The sequence below is a fragment of the Vibrio sp. 10N.247.311.14 genome (genome assembly GCF_041467715.1).
Classification (GTDB): Bacteria; Pseudomonadota; Gammaproteobacteria; order Enterobacterales; family Vibrionaceae; genus Vibrio; species Vibrio crassostreae_C.
On sequence record NZ_JBFSVE010000077.1, the window covers coordinates 1 to 17,533 of the forward strand.

18 protein-coding genes and 1 other RNA gene are annotated in these 17,533 nt (G+C 43.0%); 7 read left to right on the forward strand and 12 right to left on the reverse strand.

What is annotated here, in order from left to right:
• Positions 1-189 precede the first annotated feature (189 nt).
• Both AB6F11_RS20405 and AB6F11_RS20410 read right to left on the reverse strand, forming a co-directional pair.
• On the reverse strand, positions 190-897 hold the full coding sequence (locus AB6F11_RS20405; protein WP_102393850.1) for a hypothetical protein: 708 nt from the start codon (positions 895-897) through the stop codon (positions 190-192).
• Positions 898-940: 43 nt separating this feature from the next.
• The gene (locus AB6F11_RS20410; RefSeq protein WP_102393849.1) at positions 941-1,678 is read right to left on the reverse strand and encodes a helix-turn-helix domain-containing protein; all 738 of its coding nucleotides are present in this window, start codon (positions 1,676-1,678) and stop codon (positions 941-943) included.
• A 174-nt stretch (positions 1,679-1,852) separates the two neighbouring features.
• Here AB6F11_RS20410 and AB6F11_RS20415 point away from each other — a divergent pair, with 174 nt between their 5' ends.
• Positions 1,853-2,413 (forward strand): recombinase family protein, encoded by a 561-nt coding sequence (locus tag AB6F11_RS20415; protein ID WP_102393848.1) that lies wholly within the window; start codon positions 1,853-1,855, stop codon positions 2,411-2,413.
• A gap of 21 nt (positions 2,414-2,434) precedes the next feature.
• On the opposite strand, the gene AB6F11_RS20420 is transcribed toward AB6F11_RS20415, so the two are convergent.
• The gene (locus tag AB6F11_RS20420; RefSeq protein ID WP_102393847.1) at positions 2,435-2,647 is read right to left on the reverse strand and encodes a helix-turn-helix domain-containing protein; all 213 of its coding nucleotides are present in this window, start codon (positions 2,645-2,647) and stop codon (positions 2,435-2,437) included.
• A 101-nt stretch (positions 2,648-2,748) separates the two neighbouring features.
• Between AB6F11_RS20420 and AB6F11_RS20425 the strand changes: the two genes are divergently transcribed.
• The 3 genes from AB6F11_RS20425 to AB6F11_RS20435 all read left to right on the forward strand — a co-directional run bounded on the left by AB6F11_RS20425 (position 2,749) and on the right by AB6F11_RS20435 (position 6,058).
• A complete protein-coding gene (locus AB6F11_RS20425; protein ID WP_102393846.1) occupies positions 2,749-3,291 on the forward strand; it encodes a hypothetical protein in 543 nt (180 codons plus the stop codon).
• Complete coding sequence (locus AB6F11_RS20430; RefSeq protein ID WP_170963076.1) at positions 3,288-4,703, forward strand: DEAD/DEAH box helicase; 1,416 nt, start codon at positions 3,288-3,290, stop codon at positions 4,701-4,703. The genes AB6F11_RS20425 and AB6F11_RS20430 overlap by 4 nt, the downstream gene beginning before the upstream one ends.
• 365 nt (positions 4,704-5,068) lie before the next feature.
• Positions 5,069-6,058 (forward strand): calcium/sodium antiporter, encoded by a 990-nt coding sequence (locus tag AB6F11_RS20435; RefSeq protein ID WP_032545875.1) that lies wholly within the window; start codon positions 5,069-5,071, stop codon positions 6,056-6,058.
• A 311-nt stretch (positions 6,059-6,369) separates the two neighbouring features.
• Here the strand turns inward: AB6F11_RS20435 and gmtX are convergent, their stop codons facing one another.
• From gmtX to AB6F11_RS20460, 5 genes are all read right to left on the reverse strand, one after another.
• Entirely contained in the window at positions 6,370-7,008 is a 639-nt protein-coding gene (gene gmtX, locus AB6F11_RS20440; protein ID WP_102319972.1) for a gamma-mobile-trio protein GmtX, read from the reverse strand.
• Entirely contained in the window at positions 7,001-9,589 is a 2,589-nt protein-coding gene (locus AB6F11_RS20445) for an integrase family protein (RefSeq protein ID WP_102319973.1), read from the reverse strand. Before AB6F11_RS20445 ends, gmtX begins: the two co-directional genes overlap by 8 nt.
• Positions 9,586-11,061, reverse strand: coding sequence for a gamma-mobile-trio recombinase GmtY (gmtY, locus tag AB6F11_RS20450; RefSeq protein ID WP_102393844.1), 1,476 nt, complete (start codon positions 11,059-11,061; stop codon positions 9,586-9,588). The genes AB6F11_RS20445 and gmtY overlap by 4 nt, the downstream gene beginning before the upstream one ends.
• A 179-nt stretch (positions 11,062-11,240) precedes the next feature.
• Positions 11,241-11,337, reverse strand: an RNA gene (gene ffs, locus AB6F11_RS20455) — signal recognition particle sRNA small type.
• Positions 11,338-11,533: 196 nt separating this feature from the next.
• The gene (locus tag AB6F11_RS20460) at positions 11,534-12,277 is read right to left on the reverse strand and encodes a hypothetical protein (RefSeq protein ID WP_102393843.1); all 744 of its coding nucleotides are present in this window, start codon (positions 12,275-12,277) and stop codon (positions 11,534-11,536) included.
• A gap of 51 nt (positions 12,278-12,328) precedes the next feature.
• On the opposite strand from AB6F11_RS20460, the gene AB6F11_RS20465 reads away from it, so the two are divergent.
• On the forward strand, positions 12,329-12,631 hold the full coding sequence (locus AB6F11_RS20465; RefSeq protein ID WP_017058952.1) for an MGMT family protein: 303 nt from the start codon (positions 12,329-12,331) through the stop codon (positions 12,629-12,631).
• A 75-nt stretch (positions 12,632-12,706) separates the two neighbouring features.
• Here the strand turns inward: AB6F11_RS20465 and AB6F11_RS20470 are convergent, their stop codons facing one another.
• Positions 12,707-13,147: a YbaY family lipoprotein gene (locus AB6F11_RS20470; protein ID WP_017058951.1), complete on the reverse strand. Its 441-nt coding sequence runs from the start codon at positions 13,145-13,147 to the stop codon at positions 12,707-12,709.
• 168 nt (positions 13,148-13,315) lie between these two features.
• Here AB6F11_RS20470 and tesB point away from each other — a divergent pair, with 168 nt between their 5' ends.
• Positions 13,316-14,176 carry an acyl-CoA thioesterase II gene (tesB, locus tag AB6F11_RS20475; protein ID WP_029235187.1) on the forward strand — a complete coding sequence of 287 codons (861 nt, stop codon included), beginning with the start codon at positions 13,316-13,318 and terminating at the stop codon, positions 14,174-14,176.
• 139 nt (positions 14,177-14,315) lie between these two features.
• On the opposite strand, the gene AB6F11_RS20480 is transcribed toward tesB, so the two are convergent.
• Complete coding sequence (locus AB6F11_RS20480) at positions 14,316-14,981, reverse strand: hypothetical protein (RefSeq protein WP_102393842.1); 666 nt, start codon at positions 14,979-14,981, stop codon at positions 14,316-14,318.
• Between the two features lie 90 nt (positions 14,982-15,071).
• Complete coding sequence (locus tag AB6F11_RS20485) at positions 15,072-15,545, reverse strand: Lrp/AsnC family transcriptional regulator (protein WP_017099910.1); 474 nt, start codon at positions 15,543-15,545, stop codon at positions 15,072-15,074.
• 129 nt (positions 15,546-15,674) lie between these two features.
• On the opposite strand from AB6F11_RS20485, the gene AB6F11_RS20490 reads away from it, so the two are divergent.
• A complete protein-coding gene (locus AB6F11_RS20490) occupies positions 15,675-16,742 on the forward strand; it encodes a PLP-dependent cysteine synthase family protein (RefSeq protein ID WP_017070263.1) in 1,068 nt (355 codons plus the stop codon).
• A 90-nt stretch (positions 16,743-16,832) separates the two neighbouring features.
• On the opposite strand, the gene AB6F11_RS20495 is transcribed toward AB6F11_RS20490, so the two are convergent.
• Positions 16,833-17,153, reverse strand: a complete 321-nt coding sequence (locus tag AB6F11_RS20495; RefSeq protein WP_004736423.1) for a DUF1244 domain-containing protein — start codon at positions 17,151-17,153, stop codon at positions 16,833-16,835.
• Between the last annotated feature and the right edge of the window lie 380 nt (positions 17,154-17,533).

Sequence of the window (17,533 nt, forward strand, 5' to 3'; positions counted from 1 at the left end):
CTCAGGCCTTGAAAGCCGCTTAACAGAAATGTCCAACTTTACGGGGTCACTTCATAAAGAGCGGCTTTTTTAAGGTGATGCTTGCAACAGGATATAAATTTATAGCACACTGGATACCAATCCAATTAAGCCTTTGATTTTATTTAATTTTAAATAGGTATCAGATTAGTACATATGGCTATCACTATACTACCGTTGAAATCGGTTAACCGTTGTGCGGTAACTGCTCGCTTTAACTGGTTTCAAACCCTGCTTAACTCTCGATCGATTGAGATCATCCACAAGCTTCAAGAAATCATTATGCGCTTGCGTATAGTTCACTCTGATTTGTTTTAATGAGTGGTCCCTAACAACCTTCAATAAAAGCCTCTCAACCTCATCATCCAAATATTGTGTTCGATTACCCTTACGCGCGTGAGCAGGTTTCAAGGCTTTCTTTTGCCAACCTGATTTCACGTACACACTGACCCACTCTGCTAGCGTTCGCCAGCTTGGTGGATTTGCATCCTCAATAGTTTCAGAAAATGTAGCAAGCCACGGAACCAGTCGCTTTTCGGTATACGCCGGAACATCAGAGTCCAATACTCCCCTTACGTACGCATAGCGCCTTTCCATTGTTTTTTCGTATTCTAACTCTCGGCTCGCTTTCTGGGACTTAGCCTTTTTGCCTACAGGGTTAACAAATACCGTTTCAGGGAGAGCATCTTTAATGACAGCAACCAACAGGCCTTTTTGTATATGGGATTCTAATTGGCGTGTTGCAAAGGAAAAGTGCCCACCATGCTCGATGTCTTTGATGGTAATTTCAGTTCGGCTCACATCACTTACCTGATAATGAGAACACTTGCCGCCTCGATAGCGCTTCACAAGAATAAGATTAGGGTCGCTAAAGTTCATTGTTCATCCCGTTATAAGGCTACAAAAATAAACAACCAGATGGTCACTTTCTGAAACGCTGCAACGTAGTTTCATAACTGCTCGGAGTAAGCATCGGTAGCCCTTCGTTGCATCGACGCTCATTCAGCCGTTCCATTCGCTCAATAAAATCTCGATGTGCTTTGCCTATATTAACTCTCACTGAAGACCTAGCATGCTCAACGATAACCTGAGATAGTAATTGATCTACTTCAGGGGGCAGTCGATTGGAGTGATTACCTTTATTATGATGACGTGAGAGCAGCGACGCTTTTTTCCATCCCGATTCATTAAACGCTTTAAGCCATCGGGTGAGTGTTTTATATGATGGTGGGGATTCATCTTCGATTTCTGCTGCTACCTTGCTAATCCAAGGTGTTAACCGATTTGCTGACAATGCAGGAAGATCCGAATCCAGTACTTTGTGCACATAGAAATATCGACGCTCTACCTCCATTTCATTCGCTGCTTTCTTGCCAACGGCTACAGGTTTTGTTTTCTTCTTGCCAACGGCTACAGGTTTTGTTTTCTTTTTAACAGCATTGATGAATAAAACGTCAGGAACATTATTTTTGACCGTTGCGATAAGAAGGCCGCTGTTAATGTGGCTTTCTAACTGCGCTCGTTTAAAGCAAAAGCATTCGCCATGTTCTATATCCTGTAATGACACGCATTCGGTATCAAATGAATTCACTTGAAAATAGGATTTCTTTCCGCCACGAAAACGCTTAACAAGAATAAGCTCAGGATCTCGAAAATTCATGACGTCTCCTCTTTTCTAAACGAGTAGCTTCCACATCATGCGGCTGCAAGCCTTCATTTAAGGTATACCCTAATTCAACAAACTCATCGCTTCTCAATAATGTTCATTTAGAGTGGATAAACACTTTAAATGACACTATGTTCAATAAGTCTAGATGCTAAATGAGCAAATTCAATGAGCAAGGTCGGCTACGCACGAGTTTCCACTACAGAGCAATCATTAGATCTCCAGATTCAGAAACTCACGGAAGCAGGTTGTATCAAAATCTTCTCTGATACTTCGACGGGGTCAAACATCAAACGTCAAGGTTTGGTGGATCTAATGGAATACCTAAGAGCCGGAGACACTCTCGTCATTACAAGAATCGATCGCATCGCCAGGTCTGTTCTAGATTTGCAGCAGATGGTCAAAACCTTTAACGAGCAGCAAATCCTACTGACCGCTTTAGAACAACCTATCTCAACAGATTCAGCATCCGGCAAAGCGTTTCTCGATATGTTGGCCGTCTTTGCCGAGTTTGAATTAAACATTCGCAGTGAACGTCAACTTGAAGGGATCGCGGCAGCAAAAGCCGCTGGAAAATACAAAGGTAGGAAACCACTCTCGAACGCAATAAAGCAACAAGTCATCAGTATGCATTCTGAGCATCAAAAAATTACACAGATCTCTAGTATGCTAGGCATTTCAAGAAACAGCGTATACAAGATACTTAACGACAACCGCAGCGATTCTTGAATGGTATGAATACTCTTTTAGCTATTGCGCTGGCAGCAACTCAACAACATTGCATTCTAAGGCTTGTGCCAAGCCATAGACTTTTTCGAGTGTAATATTCACTTCACCACGTTCAATGCGGCCAACGTAACTTCTATCTATATCAGCAATGAGCGCGAGTTTATCTTGAGAGATGCCTTTTTCTTTACGTACCTCACGTAATTTCGAGCCAAATTTAACCGCTAAGTCTTTCATTTTTAATCCAAGCTAAAATGAAAACTATCCTTACTTGCGGCATATAAAGCCACGGACTATAATCCGCATTTAAAATCCCACTCGAAATTTCGGTAAACAAAATGTCCAGTAAACCAATTCACCTAATTCCGTTTCTCTATCAAATTCTCATTGAGGATCAACTTGATGATTTTTCTGTATTAGAACTTAGGGATCGGTACCTGGCTCTCGCTGGTTCTACGTTAGATAAAGCTGCAGCAAGACGACTGGTGTACCGACATATCCTACGCCTAGAAAATAAACAGCTACTGTGTAAAGTAAGCGTTAAAGGCACCAAAAAAGTGACGTATCAAAAGACTGAGCTGTTTTCAAAAACAACCTGGGAACTCTCGAAAAACAACAGCACTATCAAAGTCAGCGAAAACCATAACAGCTCTTATGAAAGCAAATCAAATTCGCCTAAAACGGTTCTTCAAGAAAGATTAGAGCAATGTGAAAGTGACTTTTTAGCCTGCTTACATGAGTTTGAAACCTATCAAGGTCTTAGTTCTGAGTTCCCTCATTTAAAAGAAGGCTTACATGATGTAAGGAGCAAGACCAAGATTCAAAGTTCGAAATTGGTTGGTCAGATAAGAGCAATTAAAATGGCATTAGCACTATCATGATAGCTTTGCGCCAGTGGCAATCAGAGTGCGTCGAACTGGCCCTGCATCACTATCAGAAAGGTCAGTCTCACTTCCTCTGTCTTGCAACGCCTGGGGCTGGAAAGTCAGTCATGGCGGCAGAAGTTGCCTCTCGGCTACTTGAACAAAAAGCTATCGACTTTGTCCTTTGCTTTTCACCTTCAACCGCCATATCGCAGGGATTAGCCTATACCTTTAAGAATCACCTGAACTGTCGTTTTGATGGCGCGATTGGAGCGTTAGGTGCCTCGTATACCTATCAAGGTTTGCAGTACTTTGATGACTACTTTTGGTCTTTGCTACAAACTCACCGAGTCCTGGTTGTCCTTGATGAAATTCATCATTGCGCGGGGCTCAACATGACAGAGGCAAACGCATGGGGTGAAAAAGTTATTCAACACATACAATCCCACGCTCGATACACACTTTCATTAACTGGTACGCCATGGCGTTCTGATAAAGCACCGGTAAGCCTATCAAGCTACAACATCAACACGGCTGAAATTGAATGTAACTACGTCTATGGGTTGAGCCAAGCGGTTAAAGATAAAGTATGTCGCTTACCCAGTATTGTCTTAGTCGACAACGAAATGATCACTGCAAAATCTAACGATTCAGAAACTCGCCACTTCTCATCCATCCGTGAATATCTGGATGAACCTTTTGGCTACTATCAAAGTATCATCACCGACGATACCTGCATAAGATACCTGATAAAATTAGGCTTAAAGAAGCTAGATGCGATTCAGGAAAAGAAACCAAACGCCGCAGGGTTAGTGGTAGCGGCATCTGTTGAGCACGCGATAAGAATACACTCAATGCTTTCCGAAGAGTTTAATAAAAAGGCGGTTCTTGTCACTTACAAGCATGACGCCCCTTCAGGGATCATCGATGACTTCAGAAGCAGCGATTCCGATTGGATAGTGAGTGTGGGAATGATTAGCGAAGGGACAGATATCCCTAGGCTTCAAGTGTGCTGCCACCTTAGCAAGGTTAAAACAGAGCTTTACTTCAGGCAAATCTTGGGGCGTATTCTCAGGATAAACAAAGGGATAAACCAAGAAGCGTGGTTATATACTTTTGCCGAACCCAACCTAGTGACTTATGCCAACCGAGTCGCAGAGGAGATCCCTTTGAACGATGTAGTATTTCAAGAACACATGCCCCATAACAACGCTGCATTTTCAGAAATTCATAACACGCGGATACCAAACTACTCAAGCATAAAAAGTTCAGGCACCCAGATTTCATGGGGCGAAACACAACTAACTAAAACTGAACAAAAAGCAGCCACCTTATCTAACCACAACTCTGAAGAACAGTGCCACTACTTCGACGTAGTGGGTGATTTTAGACAACAAATTGTTGATGTGTTCCGTTTTCAAAACCCATGAATCGCTTAGTAATTAAGATACGACAGAATCCCTTGGTGATCACACCACGTAGCGGCGTCGTTCAACTCATTTATGGACAAAAGTTTGTCAACGGTTTTGCTAAATTAGCAAATTACGGATTAGTCTACGTACTGCAAATTGCTTTTCTAGCTCTATGCGTTTATAGTCTTCACCAGTTTGAGGGAGTAGCTATTTTGCTTTGCTAGCATTGCAAAAGGTTGTGTCAACATATTTGACCAGACGTCATGGTGCAACCAGTAGTTTTTAGTACCTACCCAGCGAGACTCGAACAACTTACACACTTTATGCGAGGGCTAAGTGTGGGGTTGTTCGTGTTTGTTATAGGCCCTCTGAATACTTATTCTATGACTGTTTTTTTACTCCCATCGTTAGCGTTATCAATCGGCTTAGTTTTAGTGGCATTCAGTGCAGATCGGCTTATTTCTGCATCTGCAACCTATGCCAAGCATTGCAACATATCATTGATTTTTATAGGTATGACTGTTGTTGCGTTTGGAACATCGGCCCCCGAATTACTCGTATCCGCCGTTGCTGCTTTAAATAATGCAGGAGAGTTGGCTGTAGGCAATGGTATTGGTTCTAATATTATTAATATTGGTCTTGTGCTTTCCATTGCTGTGTTAATGGCTCCCATCCAAGCTAACAAGCGCTTTATCAAAAAAGAGTTTCCGATATTGGCAGGATCAATGCTGATCTGTAGCGCACTGATGTCCACAGGAAAGCTAAATATTACAGACGGTCTATTATTGGTGATTTTTCTAGCCGTATACTGTTTCTATTTAGCTAAGTCCGTAAGACAAGGTGAGGTTTCTGAAGATGATCTCGAGTTCTTGCCATTAACTAAAAAACGAGCCGGGTGGGAAAGTTTAGTGATGTTGTTACTGCTGTTAACCTCATCGCGGTTAATGGTCTGGGGAGCGGTTAACTTGGCTCAACTAGCTGGTTTGAGCGAGCTTACCATTGGATTGACTATAATTGCATTTGGGACAAGCTTACCCGAACTGGCGGCTGCGATTGCTGGAGTGCGCAGAGGAATGTACGACATTGTATTTGCCACTGTAATAGGCTCGAATATTTTCAATTTATTGGGAGTAATCGCTATACCTTCGATAGTAGGTCAAGAGTTGATCATTCCAGAGCAAGTCGTAAGCCGAGATATTCCTTACATGATTATTTTAACAGGGGTATTAGGTGTAATGCTTGCTGTTCCCTTGCTTAAATCACAATCATCGAGTAACAAACAAGCCACTTACACTCTTCATCGTTGGGGAGGTACTTTGCCATTAATGATATTTATAGCTTACCTAACAAAAGTAGCTAATTCGGCATTTTAGGACCTCGAAGAACATAGTTTCGAATTCTGTTAACTAACATCCGAAAGACAACATTCACCTTTATATCCTCCCCAACAGTTAATGCTGTTGGGAGATAATCTTACTATTTCTGCCAACATGTTTAGGTTCAATACCCAGAGTGTTTATCCGTTTCTAACATTAGAAAATTTTGGATAATCTCAGCAGACTCGCTTAACGAAGAGCAATTACTCTAAGTGAGAATGGGGCAAAACCTTGTTAGGTGATCCGGTAACCGTTAACTCAACTCACTTCCGGGCAAAGCGTCGTCCACAGCCCTACTTCCCCCACACTTAGATTAATTTAAGCACCCCATTCACATAACCTCGCTGGTAAACCTCTATGCCATTTTCATCTTTAACTTGCCCCGTCGGCATCACAACCCATCTTTTTTCATCCATAAACTCGTCAGAAATGGCAAACCGCAGAGCCTCCACTTCTATTGGTGTCAGCTGATTTGAAGTAGCCGCCACCTGAGGCTGAGATTTAGTAGTCCGGTCTATGACAATATCGGCATTCGCTTTTAATACGTTAAGCTGGTCTCTGTATTTGTTCCTCTCCGCAATTAACGAACCGACAACCGCTCGAATGACTGGATCATCGATAGACTCCAGTATGCGTTGGTCATTATTGTTGAGAAGCTGCTTTTGACGCACCGAGAGTGGCTTCTTACGAGTCGTTCCCGAATAGGCTGCCCACGCATCAATCAATTGCTGAAAATGCTTTCCTGTTCGATTACGAATGGTTTGTGTCGAAGGTCCACCTTGTTCTTGAGATAACTTTCCAATCGTGACAATAGAGAAGTCCAATGACTTCATCTGGCTTTGTTGTTCTAGAATTTGGTGCAATGTTCTTAGCGCTGTCGTTGTGCGGGCTGTTGCTCTTGAGCAAAGCTCTTCTAATACGATATGTGGATCAACGGGGCTAGCCATTTTTAGTCACTCCAACTTTGTTTTTCGATAAATCGGCAAGACGTAAAATATTAATTCCGGTTTGAGATTCAATAGCTTTAACCCCAATCTCCAACAAACCCGCGTCTTGTAAATACGTTTCCGTATCAAGATACGATGCGATGAGACCCATCGCTTTGGTTTTATCAAGTTCTCCTGTCGCTTTGAGCATGGCATTAATCATTGCATTGCCCGCTAACAGTTGCGTTTCATCATCAAGTTGCATCAAAAATGGCATGTAACCCGATTGCATTAGCATTGAATTCAACTTGTTTGAACGATGAGTGATCGCGGGTGTTTTTCTTAAATCATCCCGCAGATCGGCGTAAACTTCTGCGTCATCACACAGTTGTATCAATTGCCTAAATTCAGAGTCTGTATCTAGAAAGCTAAAGAAGGGAGAGATCTCGGCATGTGAGCCCATTGCGACGACTTTATCCGCTGTATCTTCTGGCAGGCGCTGCTCTTCGATATTAATGAGCTTACGAATGATCTGAAAACACGCGACTAAGTCTTTACAGTATTCATCCGCACCAATTTTTTGCTTTTCAATGCGTCGATCTATTTGATGCAAATACTCGTATTTTTTGAAAGGCTCATTATTCACCTCACAAAAGTACTCTTCATCCAACAACTCAGCTTGCTCAGCTTCTAATTCTGCTGCGATTTTGGCTGATTCAGAGGCGTGATAGCTAAGGTTGTTAAAGTGAGCGGTTAATGAATGGATGTATTTGATGTCGGTGATAAACCAGCGACAACGGACGCAATTTTCAATTCCATGAGGAACAGGGCCATACAAGTCCGCTTGATTACGATTCGCTTTTTTTAGTTTTTCACCACCATTCCAGCAACCTGCAATTGAAGTGTTTTCCACAAGGGGCGTGGTATTCCCTCCTGCTAAACAAATACCTATCGCTTTTTCCTGCCATCCTGCGGGGTTCCTCACCCTTAGTACCGTGCGCAGCGACTCAATATCTGTATAAGCGGATTTTAAGCCGATCTGCTCTATCGATTTATTGACCAAAAATGAATGCAAGCTTGCGTCGTTTTGTTCTTCAATTTTGCTTTCTGCCACCTGCATTTTTTTCGCCATCATCACAGGCGAGATCTTAGTGTAATGCATCGTCATGATGAGCCTACTGTGACCCACCAGTAATTTGGATAATACCGGCGCGGGGATTTCCCCTTCGATGGTGTAGCAAGTGATAAGCGAGACACGTAATGAATGCAGTGGGAAGAACGTCTTACGATGATTGGTAGGGTCAATAAAATTAACTTTACTACCGTCCGTTAATTTATGGTCATCTTCATGAACATCCTGTTCGAGTTGCGCCATTAAATTAACCCAAAGTGTATTCAAATACCCTTGGGTTATCGGCAATTTCTTTTCACTATTTATGGTGGCGGCGGCATTGCGGAACAAAAAACAAATGTTGCCAATTTCATTGCGCTGAATATCAGTTTTTGTGCTTCCAAAATGTTTGTAATCAAGCTGATGAATAGAGGTTGCTTCCGTAATAGGGTTGTATTTCTGTTGCCAGTTGCGCAGTTTTTCTAGCCAATATAAGACCTCTTCATGCTGCCAAGGGATCACATAGCCTCGCGTGATTTCATCCTTATTCTTATCAGCGGTCTTATTAGTATTAATGTAAAGACCTGTCATCACATCGCCAATGTCTGGTGTGATGATTCGGTGAAATACACCTTTTTGCCAAGGGTGCTTTTCACTGCCTTCAACAAAATCATTCATTTCGTTAGCAACCCAACTTCCACTTTCGTAGCGCCACGTATCGGCTTCACCAGAATCAAGCATACGAACCTGAAAAGTACGTAATGGAAGTTGCAATTTTAGGTACAGTGCCATTGCGCGAACGGGGGACCAAATCACATAAAAATGCTCACCTTTCTTAAACGGTTTTAGCACTCCATCAATTCTAATACTGCGAGGCTTATCTACTTTGATTTTCCGCCATACAAAATCAGGGTCATCTTTATCAATGACAGAGCCGTCAACAATAAACCAGTCTCTTTGATGCCGGCCATTCAATATAAATGCGTCACTTTGCTCAATCGCCCATTTCCAGTCTGAAAAGTTTCCCCTTTCAATCGGACAAAGAGTTTTTCGCAACCGTTTAATGTAGGTATAAGGTAAAGCGTTGTAGACCGTTTCTTGATTTTTAACTGGATTAGACCCTTTTTGAAAAGGGTTCTTAAACATGGCAACCAACTCACCATCATCATCCGGTTGAGAATAATAGGTGGTTATCACCCAATCGATAAACGAGCACACCTCATTGTTTTGTCGAACCCTGTAGCCTTCCGACAATTCGAATTGACCGAGAAACTGATCATAATCTTGCGGACCCATTTCGAAAAACTCGACGGGATCAATAATAAATTTCGGAACTAAGTATTCATCCAAAAACCGGTCCAATGCATTCTTCTTATGATCAATGCCATACTTCTTTTGATGCAACCACGTCGCCGCAACCTCTCGCCACGTATCCCAACCCGAACCATTCTTTTCGGTGAACCAATTAAATTCATAGTCTATTGATTTCATTTAGTTCGTTTCCCAAATTTTGGCGCTTTACCTGAAAACAAACCGTCGGGATCAATATCTTCGAACCCAGATTCCATAATGGTTTCCCAACTCAGTTCAACATCTTGCTTGAAGTTCGCATACTGCTGACCATCAAGCTTCTGCGTGGCACGCTCGCAAGCAAGTGTGACATCACGGACGCCTGGTTGGGTGTAGATCGACTGAGATAATAGAGAAGAGTGATGCAGTGCTTTCTTAATGAATCGCACATCTACCCCTGCATTAGACATGCGTCTTCCATAGGCATGGCGATGTCCATGAGGTGAACGACCTTCTGGCTTCGATGCAAGTTGACCTATTCTGCCCATACCCGCCGCATAGCTTTGATTGAAAGCATTTAGCGTTAATGCGTTACCTAGTTGCCGTCTAGAAAAAGAAACAAAAGCGTAAGGGTGATTGCGCTGAATAGGGAGCAAAGCAAATAAATATTGCTGCCATAAATAAGCAAACACTTCCCCGTAATAAGAGGGAAACCAATGAAGTTGAATATAGTTATCATCGTGATCGACCACTTTGGTTTTCCAACCAACTCTGGCGGTACCCGTGAGTTTATTGCGTGGTGTTAGGTGATACTTTTCAGCAAGGTAAGCCGAACGCGTACTTTGTCGTTTTCTACCGACCCAATGATTCGGTGCCTTGCCATCTTCAGGATGATATAAACGAACGGTAACACTATCAGAGTTCATTGGATCAAGAAACACATCATCAACCCACAAATGCAGAGCATCACTCTCTCTAACCCCAGCCCCGTGCATCAACAGCAAAATCAGCTGATCGCGAATGGCAATTCTGGAGTCTCTCGCACTGCCGACACCGTCGATAAAAAAAGATTTAAATAGCTGTTCTGGAAATGAAATCGCGTCTCCGTCCACTTTAATTACGTCTTTCTTCCCACGAACTTTCCTGACCTTTTTCAATAATTCGGGAAGTGCATTTTTTTTTATATGGCCAAGAAAATTGTACTGATTTCTCTTGTGCCACGCGGCGTAATTGAGTCGCTCTTGGTGGGTGGTTGCTTCTTCAAAGTCGTTAAGACTGCTTGTATTTTTATGGATAGAGAGCCAATCCGTTAATCCATTCAATGCAGATAAAAGCTGATTAACGTTGGAGACGGATCGAGGTAACCAAAACAAACCTGATGAATCAAACCCTACTTTGTCGATGGTCCCCGATGATAGCCGTTGTACAAAAGATTGAAATAGAAGGTTCGGTTCTGAGAATAACCCACGATTGACCTCCATGTATTCCAGTAATAACTGGCATGCAAACACAACTCGGTTCATCCAAGGAAGGCTTTTTATATGAGATTGGCTAATAACGTAATCAAGCAAAGGTTCAAATACGCCCTGTTCAGTAATAAGAACAGGAATATTGAACATTAACCCTGAGTGATCAATCTTGATTTGAGCTTGAACTTTAACGATCGCAGTCATTCAACACCATATCAAACTAAGTTGGTATTAGTAGGTATAGTATATTTTTTGCTATTGATCTAACGACAAAAGCCAGAGTTAGGAATTTCCTAGCTCTGGCTTTTAAAGGCGGAATACTGCAATTAGTACATATATCAATGCTATAGATATAAGTTAGTTTGCAAACATCATAAGGGGTGGGAACCCAGCCACATCCCGGCACACAAGTCACTTGCTGCGGCTGCTCCCTTCCAGGCCTGACCGAGTTCACGAGCTATTGTTGCGGGAGGACCAGGCCCCCATAGATTCGTTTTCTAAGAGGCTTGCCTCAAAGAGTGATTGGATTATTAAGCATCACAGCAACCATTGCAAGCCCTTCCACCCTATTTTTGAACAATTGCGGTCTAAGTGCTTATCCTTTATTCAAACCATTAGAAAATCGCAGGTAAATTCACCATTTACCTGCATTTGGAAGGTTTGGATTGCTGGAGTACTAGATATCGATGTCTTCGTTATCTTCTGTGCGAATGATGTAGTCTGTCATCCACGCGGTACCTAATAGACACAACCACACCACAAAGACTGGGCTCGGTACTTCGATGCTTGGAGTAATCACCAAAGCCGCAAAACCAACCGTTGGCAGTGTCCAACACAGTAGTTTATTCCAGCGGAAGGTTTTCAAGCGCGTCAGCGTTTCCATCGATGCCATGATGCCCGTTACACACAAGGCAACCAAAGCGGCATAAGGTAAATCGGCTATCCATAATGGAAGTATTAAGCCTAATGACCACCAGCTGTGTCGGCTAGCAGGCTTAAGATGATTTGCCGCCCACCAAATCACGATGATTGATAAGGTTTGAAGTGTGGTAACCCACGGGACGCCTTCAAGCTTACCTGCAGATTGCGTGACCATAATCCCGACTTGTAGCGTTGCGACGATCAAGCCAGAAATAATCACGACCGACAAACTGCTGCGTTTTGAAAAGACCACCATCAATAGTGGGAATAATACCCATACGCTGACTGATAGCGTGATGGGTTGTAGCGGTAGCGTTAATCCATAAGTGGTCATGGAGACAAGCAAAGCTAATCCTGCGATGCCTCCTTGCGGCAAAATCCATAAAGCAGGAATGACCATTGCAAGTACTGGGATATCTCCCTCACTTAAACTGATTGCTCTCGCGCAGACAACCGCTAATAATGTGGTTATCAAGAACTGAAACGTTGTAAATACCATAGCCCTCTCCTTCTACCGATCCGTGGTATTTATGAACTAGGAACATTTAGTATGGACCAATTTTTGAGCCAAATCTTTGCTGTGATTCACCAAATTCCATATGGAAAAGTAACAACTTATGGAGACATAGCACGTTTTTCAGGATTTCCGGGCTATGCGCGCCATGTTGGTAAAGCGCTGGGTAACCTGCCAGAAGGTAGCAAACTGCCTTGGTATCGAGTGATAAACAGCAAGGGTGAAATATCTTTAAAGGCTGATTCGTTCGACAGACAAAAGCAGCATTTGGTTAAAGAAGGGGTTGAGGTGAGTGATGCAGGAAAAGTTAAACTCAGAATATACAAATGGCAGCCCTAGAGCTGCCACTAATCGTCAATTCAACTGGCTAAGTTAAGCCAATCAAGATGCCTTAACAGTGGCATCGATTTCTGATTAACGAACACCAACCAAACGTAGGTCTGCTTGCTGTGTATTTTCTACATCAGTAATTACTGACTTAATCGTGTCCGTTATGAAACGCAGTTTACCGTCAACATGAATCGATGCGCGCATGTTGTAACGGTGGTTAGCTTTAATTTTGTCGTTGTCGTAGCTCAGCTCGAATGCGAACGGTACTTGCTTACCGTCTGTGGTGAACTCTTGAGTTGCGATAACCGTCGATGGTGCATCAGCCAGTGAGATATCTTCTAGCGTAACGGTAACCACTGCATTCTCTGGCAATGCAATTCTTTCACGGTAGCTTACTGTTCCTGAAATCACTTGAGTGTTCTCTGCAACCACTTCTTGAGAAGCGCTCGTTTCTGATGTTGCTTGGCAACCAACAAGTAGACCAAACGATACTAAAGACGTAATAAGAATTAGAGCCTTTTTCATATTCAATTTCTCTCAACATATTTGCCGGACTCGGCAAATCTACTCACCAATTATAAGAGAGCTTTCATATTCTGTCTTGAAACCCTATGATTTATTGACAGATATCTGACTAAGCTAAATGATTAACACCATAATCTGACACCCATTTTACGAAGAGGAATGCTGGCGATGAGTCAACCTTTACAAGAATTACTAAGTTTACTTCAGCTAGAAAAACTGGAAGAAGGTTTATTCCGTGGGCAAAGTGAGAACCTAGGCCTGCCACAGGTATACGGCGGTCAGGTATTGGGACAAGCGCTTTCTGCTGCTCGTTATACCGTTCAAGACGACCGTAGTGTTCACTCGTTCCACAGTTATTTTCTGTTTCCCGGCGATCCTGAAAAGCCAATCATTTACGATGTTGAGAACCTACGAGATGGACGCAGCTTTAGCACACGCCGTGTAAAAGCGATTCAAAATGGCCGCCCTATTTTCTATCTCACTGCTTCTTATCATGGCGATGCGCCAGGGTTTGAGCACCAGATTTCAATGCCTGATATTCCGGGACCAGAGAACTTTGCCTCAGAAACTGAATTAGCGAGCCACATTGCGGAATTCTTACCAGAGAAACTGCGCAAAACCTTCTGTGGCGAAAAGCCGATTGAGATGCGTCCGGTGACGGTGGTAAACCCACTGAAACCTAAGAAGACGGAAGCGAAACAATACCTTTGGGTAAGAGCGAATGGCGCGATGCCAGACAACCACTTGATCCACCAATACCTGCTTGCCTACGCATCGGATTGGGGATTCTTAGTGACGGCGCTTCACCCACATGAAGTCTCTATCATGACGCCAAATTTTCAAGTGGCGACGATTGACCACTCAATCTGGTTCCACCGCCCATTCAAAATGGACGAATGGCTGCTTTATGCGATTGAAAGCCCAACGGCAGCGAACACTCGCGGCCTAGTGCGCGGCGAGATCTTCAACCAGAAAGGTGAGCTGGTAGCGACAGCAGTACAAGAAGGTGTGATGCGTTTTACTAAATAACGCTCAAATAAATAGCGAATAAACGCTTTTTATAAGCCCAAAATATGTACGAGAAAACAAAAAGAGAGGCTAGGTTTAATACCTAGCCTCTTTCTTTAATGACGCTTAAGAAAACTCGTCACGCAAAAATCAATAAAACCTACTCAACTTCTAACGTTGGCTCAAACTCGCCTTGAACTCGCGTTTTAATGCCATCACCTGCGTCTCGTAGAAGGTTAAATGGTGATAGCACCACACCTTTCACAGCGCCTTCTGCAGCGTCCTGAGCCAAAGCTTGACTCTTATCTGCCAACAAATTAGCTTGCACCAAAATATTCGGCACTTCCGCTCTTAGCATTTCAGATTCAGTAACAACGGCGGGGATAGTTTGCTCGCGGTACGATTTACTTTCAGCGAGCATCGGTGGCATAACATCCACACGGTATCGTTTCAGCTCAGTCAATGCTGGTGGGATGACATCGGTTCTGACCAGCTCGACTTCCGTTCGGACATTTTTCACTTCATCTAATATCGCAGGGATTTTGTTGTCGACCGATGAAACGGTTTGATTCACGTCATCGATCGTCTTTCTGACCTCTTCGACTGTGTTCAGAACTTGAGGAGCAAGCTCACTAACATGTTCAGCAAATGCTAGCAGCTCTTCCACTTTTAGCCCTTTCGTGAGACCGGATAAATCTTCGATAACCTGCGGATAAGTATCGACGATCTCCCCTACTTTATTAGTAAACGAATAGATGGTGTAGCCCAAGTAAAAAATGGCGACCGCTAATACCAATTGGATCGCGGTAGATACTTTTGCAAACATGAATAATCCTTTTCTTTTATCGCAGAGGCGAGATCTAAACTGAGAAGATAGTTAAACTGAAACGATAGGTAGCCTAAGATTAGGTTGAGCTTAAAGCGGCAGTGCTGTCGTGTACTTCAATGGTTCCATCGCAAATGTCGAGGTCACATTAGAGATACCGTCAATGCTATTCACCAAGCGCTTGTAGAAATCATCAAAGCACTTCATGTCTTTAACCTGAACCTTCATCATATAGTCATATTCGCCAGCCATACGATAAAACTCCATCACTTCTGGAAATTCCGACACAGTATTCACAAAACGACCATACCATTCGTGAGAATGATCACTGGTTTTAATCAATACGAACGCGGTAAAAGAAAGATCGAGCTTTTCTGGGTTCAGCAGCGCGACTCTTTTCTCAATAATGCCGTTCTCTTCGAGGCGCTTAAGCCTTTTCCAGCAAGGCGTTGTGGTGAGATTGACCGCTTCAGAAATGTCATTCAATGACAGGGTGCTATCTTCTTGCAGTAATCCTAATATTTTTTTATCTACGGCATCTATCACATTTTCACCAAATTGCATTTAAAGAGAATTATTTTCTACAATTTAAGCAAAACAAAGCAAATATGGCAAAGTTTTTCTCTCTGATTGTAGCTAAATTAGAACCATACCAATTACAAAGAATTCCTACACTCGATCAGGAGAACGCTTATGTGCACTGACCATCAATGGATTAACAACGCGATTCGTAAAATTGAAGCGGACTACCAACGCTCAGCGGATACGCACCTTATCAAGCTCGAACTACCAAGTATCGAAGGCATTGATGTTTACCTTAAAGATGAAAGCACACACCCAACGGGCTCTTTGAAGCACCGCTTAGCGCGTTCTCTGTTCTTATACGCTATCTGTAACGGTTGGGTTGGCCCAGAAACAACGATCATTGAATCTTCATCGGGTAGCACTGCGGTATCTGAAGCGTACTTTGCTCGCCTACTAGGTCTTCCGTTTATCGCAGTGATGCCAAAGTGCACAGCGAAGAAGAAAATTGAGCAGATTGAATTCTACGGCGGCCAAGCACATCTTGTTGACCGCTCAGATGAAATTTACGATGAGTCACGTCGTTTAGCAGAAGAGCTGAATGGCCATTACATGGACCAATTTACTTACGCTGAGCGCGCAACCGACTGGCGTGGTAACAACAACATAGCGAACTCGATTTTCAATCAAATGCAGATGGAAGATCACCCAGTTCCAGCTTGGGTAGTAATGAGCCCAGGTACTGGCGGTACTTCTGCAACTATCGGCCGCTTCATTCGCTACCAACAGCATGAAACTAAGCTTTGTGTTGTCGACCCTGAAAACTCTGTATTCCACGAATACTTCCAAACAGGCAATGCGAACGTGAAAGGCAATACATTCAGCAAGATTGAAGGTATTGGTCGCCCACGAGCAGAGCCAAGCTTCATTCCTGGTGTGGTTGACGAAATGCGTAAAATCCCAGATGCCGCAAGTATCGCAACGACACATTGGTTATCTGACATTCTTGGTCGCAAGGTTGGCGCATCAACCGGTACTAACATGTACGGTGTGCTTCAGCTAGCCAGTGAGATGAAAGCGCGTGGCGAAACAGGGTCTATCGTGACTTTGCTATGTGATAGCGGTGAACGTTACCTAGACACTTACTTCAATGACGAGTGGGTAAATCTGAATATCGGTGACCTACAACCTTATGCAGCGAAGCTAGAAGCTTTCTCGCAAACGGGTGAGTTGGCTTAACCACAGAACAAACACCGACGCAAAAATAAAAAGAGCCCTGATGGGCTCTTTTTTGGTTTGTTCTATTCATCAATTTCTAGCGAGAACAAATTATTCTGGCTTTTGCTTCGCTTCAAATGCCGCAAGTTGCTCAGGTGTCGCTTTTGGCTGATGGTTTTGTTTCCACTCATCGTAAGTCATGCCGTATACGCGCTCACGAGCGTCATCGATATCCAAGTCTAGGCCTTGTTGCTCAGCTTCCGCTTTATACCACTTGCTGAAACAATTACGGCAGAAGCCCGCCAAGATCATAAGGTCGATGTTCTGAACATCCTTATTATTGTCTAAGTGTGCTAGCAGACGGCGAAAGGTTGCTGCATCTAGCTTATCTTGTTCTTCTTGAGAAAGATCTTTGTATTTAAATTCAGCCACTTTACTTTCCTTTATTCGATTTATTGTATTAATTCGTTGAGCTCTGTTTGTTATACAAAAAAAGCACACTTAACTTAAAGTTAGACTTAAAAGTTAGAAACCCCTTACACAACGAGGGCTAGAAGCCATTTATCTAACTTTTACGTGTAGATCTAATTTTTCTGTAAGAGTTCAGGTGCTAAATGAAAAAATTAGATCACCAAAAATTGGTGGTCTCTACTATATTTTTATCTAACTTTATATGTACTGGTTCATACTCAGTCTGACAAAATCGTGGTTCGATTTCACCTGTTCACACAATCATACACTAACCACTAAACTCATTTTTGTCGAGTAGACGACACTTGTTACCAAGTGCCGCCCCTCTAAGAACCGTACGT